At 27.0% G+C, this 18,669-nt stretch carries 14 protein-coding genes; 13 read left to right on the top strand and 1 reads right to left on the bottom strand.

Going from position 1 to position 18,669, the window contains the following annotated elements; translation table 11 throughout:
- The first annotated feature begins 486 nt into the window (after positions 1-486).
- The 9 genes from psc1_RS03285 to psc1_RS03245 all read left to right on the top strand — a co-directional run bounded on the left by psc1_RS03285 (position 487) and on the right by psc1_RS03245 (position 13,807).
- Positions 487-3,510, top strand: coding sequence for a cytadherence high molecular weight protein 2 (locus psc1_RS03285; protein WP_373375583.1), 3,024 nt, complete (start codon positions 487-489; stop codon positions 3,508-3,510).
- A gap of 39 nt (positions 3,511-3,549) precedes the next feature.
- A complete protein-coding gene (locus psc1_RS03280) occupies positions 3,550-4,530 on the top strand; it encodes an oligopeptide/dipeptide ABC transporter ATP-binding protein (protein ID WP_122225442.1) in 981 nt (326 codons plus the stop codon).
- Positions 4,527-5,330, top strand: coding sequence for an ABC transporter ATP-binding protein (locus tag psc1_RS03275; protein ID WP_373375582.1), 804 nt, complete (start codon positions 4,527-4,529; stop codon positions 5,328-5,330). Before psc1_RS03280 ends, psc1_RS03275 begins: the two co-directional genes overlap by 4 nt.
- Positions 5,331-5,629: 299 nt before the next feature.
- On the top strand, positions 5,630-7,174 hold the full coding sequence (locus psc1_RS03270; RefSeq protein ID WP_373375581.1) for an ABC transporter substrate-binding protein: 1,545 nt from the start codon (positions 5,630-5,632) through the stop codon (positions 7,172-7,174).
- Between the two features lie 415 nt (positions 7,175-7,589).
- Complete coding sequence (locus psc1_RS03265; protein WP_373375580.1) at positions 7,590-8,522, top strand: ABC transporter permease; 933 nt, start codon at positions 7,590-7,592, stop codon at positions 8,520-8,522.
- A gap of 30 nt (positions 8,523-8,552) precedes the next feature.
- Positions 8,553-9,416 carry an ABC transporter permease gene (locus psc1_RS03260; RefSeq protein WP_373400972.1) on the top strand — a complete coding sequence of 288 codons (864 nt, stop codon included), beginning with the start codon at positions 8,553-8,555 and terminating at the stop codon, positions 9,414-9,416.
- 467 nt (positions 9,417-9,883) lie between these two features.
- Entirely contained in the window at positions 9,884-11,776 is a 1,893-nt protein-coding gene (locus tag psc1_RS03255) for a DUF6119 family protein (protein WP_373375578.1), read from the top strand.
- A 1,115-nt stretch (positions 11,777-12,891) separates the two neighbouring features.
- Positions 12,892-13,164, top strand: coding sequence for a hypothetical protein (locus psc1_RS03250; protein WP_122225414.1), 273 nt, complete (start codon positions 12,892-12,894; stop codon positions 13,162-13,164).
- A gap of 25 nt (positions 13,165-13,189) precedes the next feature.
- Positions 13,190-13,807, top strand: a complete 618-nt coding sequence (locus tag psc1_RS03245) for a hypothetical protein (protein WP_122225415.1) — start codon at positions 13,190-13,192, stop codon at positions 13,805-13,807.
- Here the strand turns inward: psc1_RS03245 and psc1_RS03240 are convergent.
- On the bottom strand, positions 13,700-14,398 hold the full coding sequence (locus psc1_RS03240) for a hypothetical protein (protein WP_373400970.1): 699 nt from the start codon (positions 14,396-14,398) through the stop codon (positions 13,700-13,702). The genes psc1_RS03245 and psc1_RS03240 overlap by 108 nt on opposite strands.
- 841 nt (positions 14,399-15,239) lie before the next feature.
- Between psc1_RS03240 and psc1_RS03235 the strand changes: the two genes are divergently transcribed.
- The 4 genes from psc1_RS03235 (at position 15,240) to psc1_RS03220 (ending at position 18,636) form a co-directional block, all read left to right on the top strand.
- The gene (locus psc1_RS03235; RefSeq protein ID WP_373375575.1) at positions 15,240-15,401 is read left to right on the top strand and encodes a hypothetical protein; all 162 of its coding nucleotides are present in this window, start codon (positions 15,240-15,242) and stop codon (positions 15,399-15,401) included.
- Positions 15,402-16,115: 714 nt separating this feature from the next.
- A complete protein-coding gene (locus psc1_RS03230) occupies positions 16,116-16,382 on the top strand; it encodes a co-chaperone GroES (protein WP_023161416.1) in 267 nt (88 codons plus the stop codon).
- Positions 16,383-16,410: 28 nt separating this feature from the next.
- Positions 16,411-18,015 (top strand): chaperonin GroEL, encoded by a 1,605-nt coding sequence (groL, locus tag psc1_RS03225; RefSeq protein ID WP_373375574.1) that lies wholly within the window; start codon positions 16,411-16,413, stop codon positions 18,013-18,015.
- A 141-nt stretch (positions 18,016-18,156) separates the two neighbouring features.
- Positions 18,157-18,636, top strand: a complete 480-nt coding sequence (locus psc1_RS03220) for a hypothetical protein (RefSeq protein WP_373375573.1) — start codon at positions 18,157-18,159, stop codon at positions 18,634-18,636.
- Positions 18,637-18,669: the final 33 nt, after the last annotated feature.

Raw genomic sequence — 18,669 nt, 5'->3', positions numbered from 1 at the left:
ATATTTTTTTAACATTATCAAAAAAACTAGAAAAAAACAAAATAACAATATGAAATCAATCTTTAATTCAACGAAAAGAACCCAAAATTAAAAATAGTACTGGCACTTGAAAAATAGTACAATTATTTATCTTTATTAAAAAAATTAAGGACTATATAGAACAACAATATCTGTTTTTCGTGTTTTAACACAAAACTTATATACTACATACATTTACGATAAGGTATAATAAGGCAAGTTGATCACAAATGTTTGTCGTTTGGTATCAAAATAATTAATAACCCTTTTTTTAGATACATTGATTATCGTTTAGAAAACTTATTTTTTGTTCTGGCAGTTATTTATTATTATTTGATGTTTTTGCTTTCAAAAGAAGTGTAATTATGATATACTAAAAGTAATGATACATGTTTTGAGAATCTAATTCTTTTAAAAATTTAAAAAAAATCAATTATTTCAAACTAAACTAGGATTAAAGGAAAATTTATGCTATTTTACAATAAATTGCTATCTTTGTTCAAAAAAAAGCGAGAAGAAAAAGATTTTTTTTCGCCTTTTTTGCAAGAATTTAAAAAAATATTGATGCAATTTAAACAATCAGCAATTAATGAATTTGATTCTCATAATAAACTTATTTATGACGAACAAACCTTGCAAACCGAGTACCAATCTTTAAAAAAAACTATTAATAAAAAATATTATAAAATGTTGCTTGTTTTCAATATCAAACTTACAAAATTAGTTCGTCACCAAAAAATTGTTTTACAACAAAAATTAAATAAAGAAACCAAAAAAACATCTTTTTTTCATCAAGAAATCAATTTACAAAAAATAAAAAATAAAGCCAAAATTAGTTATTTAATGAAAGCTTTTCAACGAGAAATTCAAAACATCAAAAAAAAATATCATCAGAAAGAAAAAAAAATTTTATCCCAAATAAGCCACAAAAACAAAGATATTGATGATTCATTAATTCATTTTGAACAACAAAAAAAGCAATTAGAAACTAAAAGAAAATCTGAGCATCAGTTGTTGCATCAAAATTTTTATACCACAGATTTTAATCTAAACCAAAAAAATAAAAACATCTATCAACAATTAGCTTTAGAATTAAAAACCATAGAAGTTAAAAAAAATAATAATTTAGCCAATATTGAGCAAATACATGCCCACAAAATGGAGCTATATCAAAAAAACATCAATAAAACCCATAAAATATATCAAATCAAATTAAACGATCACGATCAAGCCTTTGATGCAATTAAAGTCAAACACGAGCAAAAACAAACTTGGATAAAAACCCAAAAACAAATTTTTTTTCATAAGACAAGACCTATTTCTTTTTTGCATTCACCATTTGGTGGCCTTTATTTTCATTTGCCTGATTTAAACGCCCAAAAAGAAAAAAATAACCTTTATTATCAACACCAACAAAATGAATTATGGTTTTTAAAAGAAATAACTTTATGGAAAAAAAAATACAATTTAATTAATATCAACCATAAAAAAGCCATTAATTATTGGCGTTTAGAAAAACAAAAGCAAGAAGAAATTTATCAAAAATATCAAAACATTTTTAACCAAATTTATAGTTATCATACACAAAGAATCAATTATTTATTTGCTCAAAAAATAAACGATATCCAATTGCAAATAAAAACCTTCAAAACTATCTATGACAAAGATAATGCTATTTTTGATAACCAAAAAGATTATCAAGAAACTTTTTTTTCTTATCATCAAACCACTTTAACTTTAAGACGAGCCAACAATGATTTTCAAATGGAATATTATCGTGATTTTTTTCACAACCAAATAGCTTTTGAATTAAAAAATACAAGCATTATTTTACAATTGAAATTAGAAAAAATTAAAATACACTTAAATGATTTAATTAAAATCATAGATTTAAAAAAAGAAATTAGTTTTTTGGAAAATCAAATTAGTTATTATGAAACATTACAAGAAGATGATTTTATGGGTTATCAATTATATAGATCCAAAGACAAGCATTTTTTTTTGAAAGAACTTGATTTGCAAGAAGCATATATTCATTATCTTGCACAAAAACAACTTTTAAAACAACACCAGCTTTTAACGATTATTAAACAAATGCAAGATAAAAATTATCAAAAAACTACCATTTTAAAACACTTAAATCAAAAAATACTTGCTTTTAAGGCTTCTTTTGGTAATAAAATTTGTCTTTTAGAAGAAAATGTGCTTTTTGAGTTTCAACAAATGCTTAATTATGATATAATGAGTAATATAGAAACACAATTTACTCATTTTTGTTTTTTTCAAGAAAAAAAATATTTATTTAAAAAACAACAAATTTTAGATAAATTAGAAATTTTAGAACAACAAATCATTTTGTGCGACAAACAATTATCTTTTCTAAGTGAAAAAAGTCAAATTAAAAATATTAATGATAATTCTAAAGTTTTATGGCAGCAAGTTCCAGCACCTTTAGAACGAATTTATCACCAAATTAATCTTAAAAAGGAAAAATACAACAAACAAAGCAATTCTTTGTCTCAAAAAGAAATCAAAATAACTAATCATTATCATCAAAAAATAAAAAATTATACTCAAAAATATCAGCAAACAATTCATCAAATCCAAATATTACAACAAAAATTAGAAGTTTTGTGGAAACAATTGCCCTTTGACAATTATTTAATTCAATTGCACCCATTAATTGTTGTCAAAAAAATTTCTTCGTCATTTTTTTTCCAAACTTGGCAATGCATTTTCCAAAAAATTATGCAAGTTATGTTTTTTTTAAACTCTGATCAAAATAATTTTTGGCAAAAACATCAATCTTTTTTGAATTTTGGCATAAAACAAACACAAATTAAGCCTAAAAAACAATTCAGCAATCAAACTCAGATAGAACACATGTTAAAATTATTAGATATTTGGAACGAAAAAATATTTTATCAACAACGAAAAGTTTTGTTACAAAGTTTTAATCGAAAGAAAATCTACAAACAACAAGAATTAGAAAGAACCACTCATTTAATGAAGCAAAAAATTGAGTTGTTGAATGAAAACTTAAGCGATGCTCTAAGTAATTTAAAACATGTTTTTGACCAAAAACAAATGCATCTGCAAACAACATTGCATTTGTCGCAAAAAGAGTATTTGGAAAAAATGCAACAACAAAAGTTGTTTTTAGAAAACAAAAAAATAGCCATTAAACGAAAAAATAATGACATTTTTAAAAATTTTATTGCTAATAAAACAAAAATTTTAAAAATCTTTCATCAAAAAGAAAAAGATAATCAAAACCAAGTTGCCAAAATTAATCAAAAAATTAAAAATAGGCAAAATACTTTGTATCGAAACATTCAAACTTCTTTGTGGAAGCAAAAATTTAAAAACTTATTTTTGCAATGGTCCTTGTGGCGACAAAAATACAGAAAAACACAAGAAATTAATAGTCATTATAAAAAAATAAATAAGAAAATTAAACGAGAAATTGTCTTTGAAAAAAGCATTTCTTAAAACATGATTTGCATTTTTTGTTATCAAAAAGGAGAAAAAATGGCAGTTAAGAACCAAATTTTAATTGAAACTAAAAATTTATCAAAACACTTTGTAGTTAAAAAAAATTTTTTGCAAGAAGATACTTTGTTATACGCTAACCAAAACATCAATTTATCTATTTTTAAAGGTGAAACTTTGGCAGTTGTAGGGGGTTCTGGTTCTGGGAAATCCACTTTAGGACAAGTCCTTTTGCAATTACAAAAACCTTCTTCAGGGCACGTTTTTTATCACCAAAATAATACTATTAATATTGATTTAACTAAAATCAGCAACAAAGAAAAACGTTTTTTGCGTAAAGATTTACAAATTATTTTTCAAGATCCTTTTTCTTCGCTTGACCCTCTTTTTAAAATATCTGATATTATTGGCGAAGGTCTTTTGATTCATAAAATGGTTAAAAACAAAAAAGACCCTTTATATAAAAAAAAGGTTTTAGCGATTATGGAAAAATGTGGGGTTGACTTGTCTTTTTATGAACGCTATCCCCATCAATTATCAGGCGGCCAAAGACAAAGAATTGCTATTGCACGTGCTTTGATTCTTAAACCTAAATTTGTTGTTTGTGATGAAATAGTTTCTGCTTTAGATGTTTCAATTCAAGAACAAATCTTGCGTCTAGTTAATGATTTAAAAAAAGATTACAAGCTTACTTTTTTATTTATCACTCATGATTTAGGAGTTGCTCGTTATTTAAGTGATAGAATTTGTGTTATGTATTTAGGTAAAGTGATTGAAATTGCTAAAGTAGAAGATATTTTCCAAAACCCTTGTCATCCTTACACTAAGCAACTATTAAACGCTATTCCTAAATTAAAAACCCAAAATCAAGCTTTAAAGGAATATGAAGTCACTTACGAACAAAAAGACTTCCAGTTTTTATTTCAGACTGGGCAAGCAGATTTAGATTGGCATCAAGTTTCGCCTGATCATTTTGTTGCTTGTACTTTAAAAAATAATAAAGGAAAAACTAAAATATGAGTTTATTACAAATTAAAGACTTGCATACTTATTTTCAAACTCAAAAAGGGTTAATTAAAGCGGTTCGTGGAGTTTCTTTTGAAATTCAAAAAGGAAAAACCCTTGGCATAGTGGGAGAATCAGGAAGTGGTAAAAGTCAAACAGCGATGTCTATTTTGCAATTATTTGAAAAAAATCAAAAAATCTACCAAGGCAAGATTATTTTTGAACAAAAAATAATTTCTGAATTTAAAGAAAAAGAAATGCAAAAAATTCGTGGTAACAAAATAGCAATGATTTTTCAAGATCCAACCACTAGTTTGAACCCTGTTTTTAAAATTAAAAATCAAATTATAGAAGTTTTAATGTTGCACCGTAATATAAACAAAAATGAAGCTTATCAAAGAAGTTGTGAAATTTTAGAAAAAGTCAAAATACCTAATGTTAAAAGAATTATGGAATCTTATCCACATCAATTATCGGGCGGAATGTGTCAAAGAGTGATGATTGCGATGGCATTAGTTTGTCAACCTAAACTTTTAATTGCTGATGAAGCAACTACCGCTTTAGATGTAATTGTGCAAAAAGAAATTCTTAATTTAATTAAGGATTTGCAAAAAGAGCAAAATACTGCTGTTTTGTTTATCACTCATGATTTGGGAGTAGTCTCGCAAGTAGCTGATGATGTAATTGTAATGTATAAAGGTAAAGTAGTCGAAAGTGCTCCAACTCAACAAATTTTAACTAATCCGCAACATTCTTATACGAAAAATTTATTAGCTAATTTTTTGAAAACAGGGCTTAGTTATCAAAAAGTATAATAATCATGATAGTTGTAATGATTTTTTATTTAGAAAGAAGTTTTTAAAAAAACAGTAAATTTATCAAAATTTTTATCAATTATTCCCAAAATCAAAATATTTTTTTATTTTATTAAAAAATTAAATCTTCAAAATCTCCTTTTATCGTCAAAGATAACAAGTAAAATACTATTAAAATTATTTTGTCATGCATAAAACTTGTTTTTTATTTTTTTTTGGTGTATAATTATAATTAATAGTAAATTTCAAATTATTTCTAAAATTTGCTATTAGAGTTAAAAAAAGGAGCAAAAGAAAGTATGAATTTAACAAAATTCAAAAATTTTATTCAAAAAAATAAAAAACTATTAATTATAGCTAGTATTTTAGTTTTAGTGTTGTGTGGGATATTAGGATTTTTAATTTTTTTCCAAGAAAAAAAAGACACTAATCAACATGTTACTGAAGCTATTAATACTGATCTTCCAGGAATGGACCCAGGTAACAAAGACCACACTGGAAGTGTTAATGCAGATAGACTTTTTTGTGCAATACATGAAACCTTAATTTCTTTTGATCAAAATGGGAAAATACATCCTAAAGTAGCTTCAAAATGGGAAGAACAAGATAATGCTGTTATCTTTACTTTAAGAGATGATGTTTTGTTTAGTAATGAAAAAAAATTAACTGCTTCAGATATTAAATTTTCTTTTGAAAGAGCCAAAAACAAAGGCCATGATGAATATTTTTTTGAAAATATTGAGATTTTAGAAGATGGAAAAAAAATTCAACTTAAATTTGAATCTACTCCTATTTTTTTAATGGAAGCTATTTCTAAATTAAGAATTTTGAACCAAGCAGCTGTAGAAGCAAACGAACAAGAAGGTTTGAAAGTTGGTGCAGGACCTTTTAAATTCAAGGAATGGATCCCTGGAGATAAAATAGAATTAGAATTAAATGAAAACTATTATAAAAAAGAAGCTATTCAGGATAGTCCGAAAAAAATGACTTTTAAAATTATTCCTGACCCTGATACTGCTTTATTGCAATTAGGCGAAGGCAGTATTGATGCTGTTTTTGATTTTCCAGTAGATAAAATACAAAATGCTAAAAACCAAGAAGGAGTAAAAGTGGTAGAAAATAAAACTGCTAAATGTAGTTATTTATTTATGAATAACACTAAAACAAGTTTGGCAAAACGTAAGTTAATTGCAGCTGTTTTAAATATTCCTAAAATCATCGAAGAACTAGTTTTACCAGTGGAACAATTAAAAACTTTTGTGCCTGTCACTTCTATCGGTCATAATCCTGATATCCCGTCTCATTTTGTCCCGAATCAAATGGATGAAGTGAAAAGAAAAATTGAAGCTTTATCACAAGAAGATAAAGAAATAAAATTTGGCTTTTCTTTTAAAGAAAGTCAAGAAGTAATGAATAAAATCGCTGAACAATTAAGAAATGCTGGTTTTGCAGTTGAAACTGATAGACCAGATTTTAAATCATTTATTGCAAATGCCAAACAAGGGAATTATCATATGGCCTTTTTCTCAGATATGCATGAAATGTCATATGGTCATAAAGCCATGTTAGATTATATGTTCCCTGGTCAAACAATAGGAAGCAACCCGTCTCATATTCAACAAGACTCTGAGGTAACTTTACTTTTAAATGATGTCAAAGGGCAATTGAGTAAAGAAGATTATGTTTCCAAAGTGAAAAGACTGCAACAAATATTTCATGACCAAGTTTATGTAGTTCCTTTTTATACGCAAAATGCTTATTTCTTAACCAATGATAAAGTTACAAATTTTACTTGTGATAGCCTTACTAGAACTGATTTTACTCAAATTAGAAAAAGCAATTAAGTATTCAAATTATTAACTTTTTTTCCCGAAACCGGTTTCAACTATTAAGAGCAACTAAGCTACCTTGCTATACTTAAAATATAACCGGTTTGGGTAGGTAAAAACTTTATTAAGTATAATTAAAATATCACTTTTAGCATTCCAACTGTTATTTATTTTTGGGAATTTAAAAAATTATTTTTATTGCATCATTAGTTATTATCACAAATTAATTAAATGATTTTATTGATTATTATTTTTGATTTGTAATATTGTTTTTTTTTGGTTTTAACTATTTTACACCATTAAACTTTGGTTTGTTCGTTTTTTGTTGCGCTACAAACATCATTGTTTTTTTGTTATTCTGTGATAAACCATATCTTTTACTATTTAAAAAAACACCAAATTATATTCTAAATTTTTGAGGTACACTTTTTTGACGAAATATATTTTTAAAAAAATTTCTTATATTACCTTATTATTTATCACAGTGATATTTATCAGCTTTTTTATCTTGAAATTAATTCCTTGTGATCCTGTTTCTGCCATGTTTAGTCCAAGAAGTCCTACTAAAGAACAAAGGATTCAAAAAGAACAAGAATTAGGCCTTGACAAGCCTGTTCCAGAACAATTTTTGCTATATGTTAAAAATATTTTTTCAAAATGGGAATTTGGTAAGTCTTATTTTGGCAATAAAGATTCTGCTTTGAAATTGTTTGGTACAGCGTTTTTCTATACTTTTCAATTAGCTTTTTTGAGTTGTTTTTTTGGTTCTTTGTTAGGTGTTTTTTTTGGTGTTTTGGCAGCCTTTTATGTCGGCACTAAAAAAAGTTTTATCCTTGATTTTGTGGCTATGGTTTTAATTTCTGCTCCTACTTTTGTCATTGGTTTTTTTTTACAAATCATTTTAGCACATAAATTTAGACTTTTTCCTATCTCTGGCTTTGACACTTTTTCCCAAAAGATTTTGCCTGTGCTAACTTTATCTTTGGTAGTTAGTAGCTCGGTTTTTAAAACTACCCAAACAACTATGCTAGATTGTTTAGAACAACCCTATATTAAGGTTGCTTACGCTAAAGGACTTTCAAAATCTAAAATTATTTTTAAACATGCCTTAAAAAACGCTTTAATCCCGATTGTGGCTCATATTTGTTTGATTTTTAGTTTTTTAATCAGTGGTTCGTTCATTGTTGAAACTATTTACAACATTAAAGGCGTTGGAAACTTGGTGCTTCGTTCATTTGAAAACAGAGATTATCCTGTAATTCAATGTTGCATCATTTTATTAGCTTTATTTATTGCCATCTGGAATTTATTTTTGGATTTGATTTATGTTTGGCTAGATCCAAAAATCAATAAAAAAAGCTAAAAAGATGTTAGAAAGAAACTGTTATTAACTATGAAATATATTTCTAAAATGTTTATTAATTGCAAAACCACCTTAAAAACTTTAATCAAAAATAAAAATATTTGCTTTGGTAGTGTTTTTTTAATTCTTTTATGCCTTACTATTTGTGTGTGGCCTTATACCTCCTTTTATATTGACCCTTATAAGTCTTCTTTTGTCCGTTTGCAAAGTTTTAGTTTAAAACATTGGATGGGGACAGATTCTACCGGTTATGATTTGTTTGGGCGTGTGTTAGAAGGGGCTAAAATTTCTTTAACCATCAGCTTTTATGCTGTTGTTTTAGGTAGTTTTATTGGTAGTTTTTTAGGGATTATCTCGGGTTATTTTCGCGGGATAATTGATCATGTGATCAATTTTATCTGTGATATTTTAGTCATCTTTCCAGACATTATTTTAGCAATTGTGATTATGTTTTTTTTACAAGATAGCAAAAAATTATCGTTAGTAATTGCCTTAAGTATTTCTAATATCCCCAGCTTTATCCGCATTATCAGAGCTAATACTTTAAAAATTAAGCAAAAAGATTTTATCAAAGCTTCTAAAGCTTTGGGAGCCAATAATTTACGGATTATCGTTAAACACGTTATTCCTCATCTTTATGGTATCATAATTACTAGAATTACTATTGGGATGGCAACTGTAATTCTTAGTATTTCAGCATTAGGCTTTATGGGTTTAGGGCTTGATCCTACTAAGCCAGAATGGGGTAATATTTTAAGTTCTGAGAAAAGTAATATGCGTTTTCATTCTCATTTATTTTTTGGACCTTTCATTGTTATTCTTTTGACGAGTTTATCGTTTAATTTAATTGGTAAAGGTTTGATTCAGTTTTTTAATCCGAAAAAAGATAATTAAAATTTGATTGATAAAAAGAAAAGACTAACTTTTTAAGTTAGTCTTTTTTAATTACAAATACAAATAGTAAAGACAAAATAAAGGGAATTGCAAACAACACATAAAAAAAGCTAAACTGTTTGAGACAATTTAGCTTAAATTATTGGGTTTTTGCGGAATGAAAAAATATCATAAAAAAACAAGTAAAAACCTTATTAAATAAATTTTTGGTAAGCGTTAAACTTGTTTTTTTTGGATGTATAGTTATAATTAACAGTGGTTTTATAATTTTATTTTTAGTAATTGCTACCACTGGAATATAGGAAAGGAGTTTTTTTATTGATTATTATCATAAATAACAAAAAAGTGTTATAAAAAATGATGCATTATAAAGATCGCAACAAGATTATTATTGGTTTTACAATTATATTTTTAATTTTTATTAGTTTTTATTAACTATAATAAAATAAAGGTTAGGATTTGGAATATTGGACAAAAAATCAAAAGAAAAAAAATATTCTTTTAATGTTTTTTTGATTAAACCAGAGGAGGATAAAAAGGATAAAAAGCAATATTTGAAAAAGGAAGTTCAAGATCAATATAACTGTGCAACAGATAAAACTTCTTCAAAAAATATTTTTATTTTTTTCAAAAAACGAGATTGCAAAAAGAAATCATTTACTAAATGGTACGATTATTTTGTAACAACAAAAAAACAAAGAGAAGAAAATAACAAAAAAGAATGTAAATGCTGTTTAATATATGAAAGCGCTATTGTTTTTGTAGAAGGAAAAATAAATAAAAAAAAGTTTTTATTTGCAATAACTTTTGGCAGAGGGTTTAATGATTTAAAAAAAGACATTTTAACAAAAAATTTCGGTATAGTAATGGTTAAAAAAATAGTTGACCCTAATAAGATTAAAGAAGTAAATTATTTTTCTTTTAAAAATACTGAAGGTGTTTTTGAAAAAAAACAACAATTTTCCAAATTAATTCAAGTAAACGAATTTGTTTCTTATGAAGAAAATTCTCGTAGTGGTTTAAAAGAAATAAAAGGGGAAATACAAGAAGAAGAACCTTACAAATTGGAAGGTTTGGTAAGCGGAAAAGACAGTTTTAAATTCAATTCTGATAAAAAATTAGATCAATTAGTTCCTTTAATTAAATATATTTGGCAAATACATTTGAAAAGAAAAGAAAAAGAAGAATTCAAAAAAATTTGTGGTATATCTGAGGTGAAAAAAGATAAAATTGATTTTTATGATAATAAATTAATAAAAATGTTGATTAAAAAAATTAAAGAATATAATAACAAAAGTGGCTCAGAAGAATCAAACAATGAAATCGATGAATTAGCTATTGTTATTCCTGATTTTATCGAATATAACGATGAATATGCTATAGAATTGCGATATAATAAAAATAAAATAGTGGAGGAAGTTAATTTAGATAATTTAGATAAAATATTATCTACTTTTTTTTCACATTTTAAGGAAGAAATAAAAGAATTAGTTATTAATGAAGAGGAAAATAACGAAAATGATAAATTAATAGAAATGTTGATTCAAAAATTTGATGAATGTGAGGAAAAAGGAGGTGACTCAAATTTGAAGGACAACATTTTAGATTTTTTGAAAAAAAAATATAAATTAGTTATTAAAAAAGAAACAAACGTTGAAAACGATTATACTTTTTATAAATGTTTGAATTTTTGTTTTGTGAATGAGGGAAAAATAATCTCTTTATACGAAGGAAAATGGTATTTGCATAGTAATAGTTTAGAACAAATAGATAAACAGATTAAAAACCATTTTTTAGATGCGAATGCAACAGATGAAAAAAATAAAAAATATTTACTTCCTAGTTTTCAAACATTTAAAAATGAAAAAAAAGCAGTTCGTGAAGAAGATTATAATAAATGGGTTGTAGATAAAAAAGGCGAAAATTATTTTTTATTCGATCGAAAATGTATCAAGTTTAAAGACGAAGATAATTCTACATTTGAACTTTGTGATATATTGCAATATTATTCTGAAAATGAAAACCTAGACGAAATTATTTTACATCATGTTAAAAAATTTCATGGTTCAAGTTCTCTTTCGCATCTTTTTAATCAAGGACAAATTTTTATAAACATTTTATGTGATAGATATGAAGATTACAAAGAAAATATAAAAAGCAAAATATTAAAAATTTGTGAAGAAAACATAGGACAACAAATAATAGAATGTATAAATAAAAACGAAAGAATAAAAATAAAAACTGTATATCAAATAATTAAAACAAAAACCGAATTACCTATTTTTTCTAAGATTATTTTAAATGATGTATTAAAAAAAATGAATCATTTAGGTTTTGAGTTTTTTTATACTTTTATATAATGTTCATCCAAAAATAATCTAAATAATAATAAAAGAAAAAAGAAGAAGATAACAGGTAAATCTAAATAAATCACAGTTTATAACAGATAGATTAATTGCACCTTAATGGTTTTGGTTATTGATTAAATAACGTGCTATTCTCTGTCTTTTGAAGTGTGTATATAGATTAATTGCAACCTCAATAATTAGACTTATATAAGCCATATGTCTATACTACAATTCACCTCCCCGCTCAAATTCGTGCGAGTAAGATTTCCAAGCATTACGCTTTTCGCGAACTACGCAGATTTTCATCTATCAACATTAAATTTTTGAGGTTCTTAGGGTTATTGGAATTACTTTGTTTCATCTCCCAAACTGTAGTTTTTTATTTTGTAGCCTGTCAGTAGGTCTATTTTACTTACTTCATATTTTTTTTCAGTCAGTCTGCATTTGTTGAGGAACTTGCATCTGTTTCTATTCTGTTTTTTTGTCGAAGGTTTTCAATGACTTCTTTAATCTTATAAAGGTGGTTTGGACTGCACAATTTCATTAGTTTGCGTCCTAGATTTCATAATTACATTTGCTTTCTTTTCTTAGTCCATTTCAGGTTTATCCATGGGACAGTTTAGTTTCATTTCGTCTTGAACTTTCACTACTAACGGGGGTCTTAATTCGCTTTCATGGGTTGCTGTAATTTGTTATTCTTTCGAATAATTGACCGACCATATCCATTTAGCGTTTATCAGCGCTGGCTATTGGTTAGATAGCGCGATATTTAGGCATCTTTGGTACTTTTTTCTCTTGTAGTTATTCTTTAAGAAAAAAATTAACAAAAAGATATTTTAAATTAATAAAAAATATTTAAAAATGATTTTTTATAAACATAAAAAAATATTAATTGCCAACATTTTTAATTTATTAATAATTTTGAAAACAAAAAAATATAATAAAAAACAAGTAAAAACCTTATGAAATAAATTTTTGGTAAGCGTTAAACTTGTTTTTTTGAGGTATAATAACAATATAATTAAAAAAAAGAGAATTAAAAAATTAATAACAAAAAAAGTTCAGCACCAATCATTATAATTTTATTAATTTTAATAATTAGTGGTGGCATTGGTTTTTATTTTTGGATGCACAAAGCACCAAAACCAGAAACCGAATCAACCCCATCATCGACAACTGACACCAAAAAAACCTCAAATCAAAAAGCAATTGATGAATTAACTAAAACATACAACGAAAGTAGAAATTTTAAATTAAAATTAAAAACAGATTTAGAAAAAGAAATTAAATCTAAAGAAAAATATATTCAAGAATGTGATTTTGTTTTAAAATTTATTAAAGAAACACAACCTATTATTGAAATAAATATATTTAACGATCCACGCATGCGTAACCCCTAAATTCGATTCTATTCTTGAAGCCAAAATGGAAGAATATTTAGCGAAAAAAACAACTTTTTTAACCCAAGAAATTTCAATCCGCGTCGATGAAAAATTACAAGGACGTGAATTTAGTGTTTATGAATACTTCAATTTGCCAATCGAAAAAAAGAACGCACAAATAAAAAAACAAGGTTATTGGGATTTTGAAGACCTTGGTGAACGCGTTGACTATCAATCTTTTGTTAGAAAAACTTACCCATTGTGGCAAGAGTTCGTCTACAATATCAAAACAAAAGTACAAGAAGAAATCTCCACCAAACGCGCCAAAATCCAAAAACATGAAGAATCTTTAAATCATTTAGAAACAATTCATCAAAATAATTTAGCTATGATTAAAATTCCAAAAACCCCACAAACAACCCAGCCACAAACACCACATACACCAACTACAAACGGCACCCTAGCCCCCAAACCAGAAGAAACTGACACTACTTTGCTAAAACCAACCAACAAACCCAATGAAACACATAACCCAAACAAACAAAAAGCAGATTTAGAAATTAAAGAAGAAGAAAAACTTATCATCATCATCGAGTTGGTAATCGTAAAGGGTTTTAATCCCTGTCACCCCATCAGGCCAATATTGTTGCACGTGGGTTAATTGACCTAATTCGTTGTAACTATAGTTATATTTAAAATTATTACTATTTTGAGGGTTGTTTTCTTGTTTAACCATGATTTGTCCTAATAAGTTATATGTATATTTATAACTTCTGGCTTGGATTCCATCAGATTGATAACATTTTTTGTCAATAATTTGGCCGGCATAATTATAAATTAAATGACACTGATTAGCGTTAGTTCCATCTGGATTATAATATTGTAAAGAGGTGACTTTTCCGTCGTTATTATAAACATATTGTCGGTTGCCTTCTCTTTTGATCTCCGCTCGAGAGCCGTTAGAAAGATAATTTTGTTTTATTTTTGCTCCTCGTGGAAAAACATCAAAGATGATGTAATCATTGATAATCTGGGTGCTATTTTCTTTTGCGGTCAATTCTAGGTGGATGGTGCGAAGTTTTGTGTTTAATTTTTTTTTGGCTTTTTCGCGTTCTAAGGCAGTAGGATTGCTAGTTTTATTTTCTAATTGATAAATTGGTGCATTGACCCACCAAAACAAAGACCAAGTTATCAAAACCAAAAGAATCATTAAAATTAATTTAAAGTAAAAAAAGTATTTTTTGTTAGTCATTTAGTTCTTTCAAGGTGTTATTTGTAATAGTTACTATTACAATTTAATTATATAATTTTTTTCTCCCGATAATACTTGGATAATTAATAAAAGTAATTTTTTTCAACTACAAGAGTTAAAAAAGACTATCTTTGTAGATAGCCTTAATTTTTTGATGGACACAAAAATATCTTAAATTAGTTTTTTTTGTTTCACTTGATTGTATATTGTGAAAGTTTTTAGTTTTTTTGCGGTAATAAAAGTAATTTTTTCGTTTCTTATTTTAGGAGAATTAATAATTGAAATCATAGTGCCTTTTTTTTCAAATACAATTTAATACCCATAAATCAGTTTATCTACAGTCGCTTAGGTGGGAGTTTGAACTTTTTGTTTGTAGAATAAAAATGGCTTGAGTTTTAGTTTTTGTGCAAGTATTTAATGCTTCTTTTTTTGTTGGTAGTATCAATAATTCTAACATCATTGATTAATGATAAATTAGTTTAGTTTAAAATTATATTTAATGTTATTTAATTTAGGTTTTTACTTTCTTTACGCAAAAAAGCAATAGTTATCCTAGTTGCTTGAATCAAAATATTTAGCAGCAATGCTTTTCTGCTTGCCAGCCGCCAAATTAAAACTTATAAACGGTTAAAGTTATAGTCGAAATGCTTACGATAATAATTTGTTCTTTAATCCCCACCGGACCAAAAAACGAAACCACCTAAAAACAAAAAATAAATCCACAAAAAAACAAGCTAAATTGTTTATTAAATTAAAATAAACAGTTTAGCTTTTTTTGTTTTCTAAACTGTGGAAAGGAGAAAAAAATAATGAAAAATCAAATTGAAGAATTAGAAAAAATTTGCAAATCCTTACAGCCAAGGAGCGCGAAAACATAAATTATTCGAAAAAATTCGCACGTTGGGCGGAAGAATATAAATTCGAGGCACAAAAAGTCAAAATCAAGGCAAAAACAATAAAAACTAAAATAGAAGTATTAAAAAACCAATTAAACCAAGAATAAATAAAAATATCCAAAAAAGGGGTGCGCTGTTTCGTTTTTTTAGACAATTTTTTATTTTAAAATTGTTCTTTAAGACTAAAAAAAAGGTAATAATTTCATATCTTTTCAAACAAACAAATTATTAAAATTACAAATAAAAAGTGTCTAAACTTTTTTTCATAATTCTTTAGTTTCAAAAAATATTTTTTTAAATATTTTATCTTTACACTATATAGTTAGGTAAAAAAAGTGAAAAACTCGTCAACAAAATGAAAGAAAATGATATTTTTTTTAAATATTTTATCTTTACACTATATAGTTAGGTAAAAAAAGTGAAAAAAGTGCCAAGGAAATGAAATTAAAATTATTTTTTTACGCAATTATGATGTTTTTTGAAAAAAATGCGTAAAAAAGTGCGCTGTTTCGTTTTTTTAGACAATTGAACTATTTATTATTAAAATTATAAATATTGCACTTTTTTGCAAGTGATTTTTATATATTTGTAAAAACGGAGCAAAACATTCCAAAAACTAATAACAATCTAACAACACCTCAATTTAAATACATTTAAACACATGCCCAAGCTGCCTTAATTGTGGATTTCAAATGCTTGACAAATATAGCTATATTAAGTTATAATAGAATTGATTTGGCACTATCTTAATTTAAGTGCCAAAGTTATTTTTGACTTGCTTTTACTTAATAAAATTTTAATTCTAAAAAGGAGAATTTTAAATGCAAAAAAACATTATCCCTTTACATGATAACGTTGTTTTAAAATTAAAGATGGAAGAAACAACTACTCAAAGCGGTATTCTTTTAGCTTTAGCTGAAAAAGAAAAATCTTCGATCGGTATTATCATCGAAATCGGCTCTAAAGTTGAAGGACTAAAAAAAGATGACGAAGTGGTTTATAAAAGTTATTCTGGTAGCAAAATCACTTTAGGAGGACAAGAGTTTTTAATTGTTCCGGTCAAAGATATTTTAGCCAAAATCAGATAAAACAAAAAATTATAAGGAGTAAAATCAAATGAGTAAACAAATATTTTACGGCAAGGACGCAAGAAAAGCTTTGTTGCAAGGAGTTGATGCGATTGCCAACACTGTTAAAGTGACTTTAGGACCGAAAGGACGAAACGTTATTTTAGAAAAGCCTTATGAAAGTCCTGCGATTGTCAACGATGGCGTGTCAATTGCAAAAGAAATCGAATTAAAAAATCCTTACCAAAATATGGGAGCTAAATTAGTTTATGAAGTGGCAGCCAAAACTAACGATCGAGCAGGAGATGGTACTACGACAGCAACAGTATTAGCGCAAAGTATGATTCATCGTGGTTTTAAAGCGATTGACTCAGGAGCAAATCCGATGCTAGTTAAAGAAGGGATCGAACTTGCTGCTCAAACAGTTGCACAAAAACTTTTAACCAAATCCAAAAAAGTAGAAGGTCAAGAAGATATTCAAAATGTAGCCGCTATTTCTGCCGGTAGTGGAGAAATTGGTAAAATTATTGCTCAAGCGATGGAAAAAGTGGGCAAAAACGGCGTGATTAATGTCGATGAGTCCAAAAGTTTTGAAACCAATTTAGAAGTGGTACAAGGTTTGGAGTATGATAAAGGTTATGCTTCACCTTATTTTGTCTCCGACAGAGAAAGTATGACAATTGAATTAAATCAACCTTTAGTTTTAATAACTGATCATAAAATTAGCACGATCCAAGAAATTTTACCTCTTTTAGAAGGAGTGGTCAAAGAATCAAAAACTTTATTGATCATCGCTGAAGCAGTTGAAAACGAAGTTTTGGGAGTCTTAGTTGCTAATAAATTGAGAGGAACTTTTAATGTTGTAGTCACCAATGCCCCTGGTTTTGGCGATAACCAAAAAGAAATTTTACAAGATATCGCGATTTTAACGCAAGGAACTTTCATTTCCAAAGACCTTAATATGAAATTAACCAATGTTAAAACAAGCGATTTAGGCAACATTAACAAAGTTATTATCAAAAAAGATAACACTACTTTAGTAGGGGCTGCAACAAGTCAGGCTTTAGAACAACGCATTGCTTTGTTACAAACACAAATCAAAAATTCAACCGTTGATTATGAGACTAAAACCTTACAAGAAAGACTAGCCAAATTAACAGGCGGAATTGCTTTGATCAAGGTAGGAGCTACAACTGATACTGAATTAAAAGACAAAAAATTACGTTTAGAAGATGCTTTAAACGCTACTAAAGCGGCTATTACCGAAGGAACAGTTGTAGGCGGCGGTAAGGCATTAGTCGAAGTTTATCAAGAATTAAAAGACAATTTAGCTAGTGATAATAAAGAGGTACAAAAAGGGATTAATGTCGTTGTTGAAAGTCTTTTAACTCCGACTTATCAAATCGCTGAAAATGCTGGCTTTGATGGTGATCATATTGTTAGACAACAATTAAACCAAAAATTGAATTTTGGTTTTAATGCTAAAAGTGGTCAATACGTTGATTTATCGCAAGCAGGCATTATTGACCCTACTAAAGTCACTCGTCAAGCTATCTTAAATGCTGCTTCGATTTCGGCTTTGATGATTACGACCGAAGCTGCTGTTGTTAGTTTAAAAGACGATAAACAAAGTGATATGGGTATGTCAGAATAAAGTTTTTTTCTTTTCTTCTTTTTTTCTTTTTTCTTTTAATAATATGTTAGAATAATAGTAGGTTTTGGATGTTTTAAGTTATTTATTATTCTTTAAACACACCAAGACACTAATCAAAAGATATATAGAAAGGAAATAAAAATGCAAAACACAAAAAAATCTTTAGTTACTAAATTAACTACTTTATTTGTTGTTGCTTTTGTTAGTTTGTTTGCTGCGACTTCAGCTTTTGCTGCTTTCGGAGGTAAAGATTTACCAACAGGAACAGACACAAAAGAAGTTGCTATCAGCACAGATGATGTAACAAATCAAAATCAAAGTGAACTTGTAAAAGCTTTGAAAAAAATTGAAGCATTAAAAGATGTTACAGAAAAGGATTTTGATGCTGTATTAAGCACCGATAAAAGAGAGATAACTCTTAAATCTAAAGATGGCGGACAATTTAAAGCTGGTGAAATTAAAGTTAAACGCAGAGATCTTAATGATACAGAAAAAGCCGAAAAAGAAGCTGAAAAAGGTTCATTCTGGACATCAACTCTTTTTATCGTTCTTTACGTTGTAGCTGGTGTTTTAGTTGTAGCTGGAGTTGCTTTCTTTGTTATTAAAAAAAGAAGACAATAATTTTTTGTTTATATAATATTTCCAAAAAAAGCT

It is taken from the genome of Candidatus Phytoplasma solani, assembly GCF_041729705.1.
In the GTDB taxonomy this organism is placed as follows: domain Bacteria; phylum Bacillota_I; class Bacilli_A; order Acholeplasmatales; family Acholeplasmataceae; genus Phytoplasma; species Phytoplasma solani.
The sequence above is the reverse complement of the archived record's forward strand: the minus strand, read 5'-3'. Positions and strand labels throughout refer to the sequence as shown.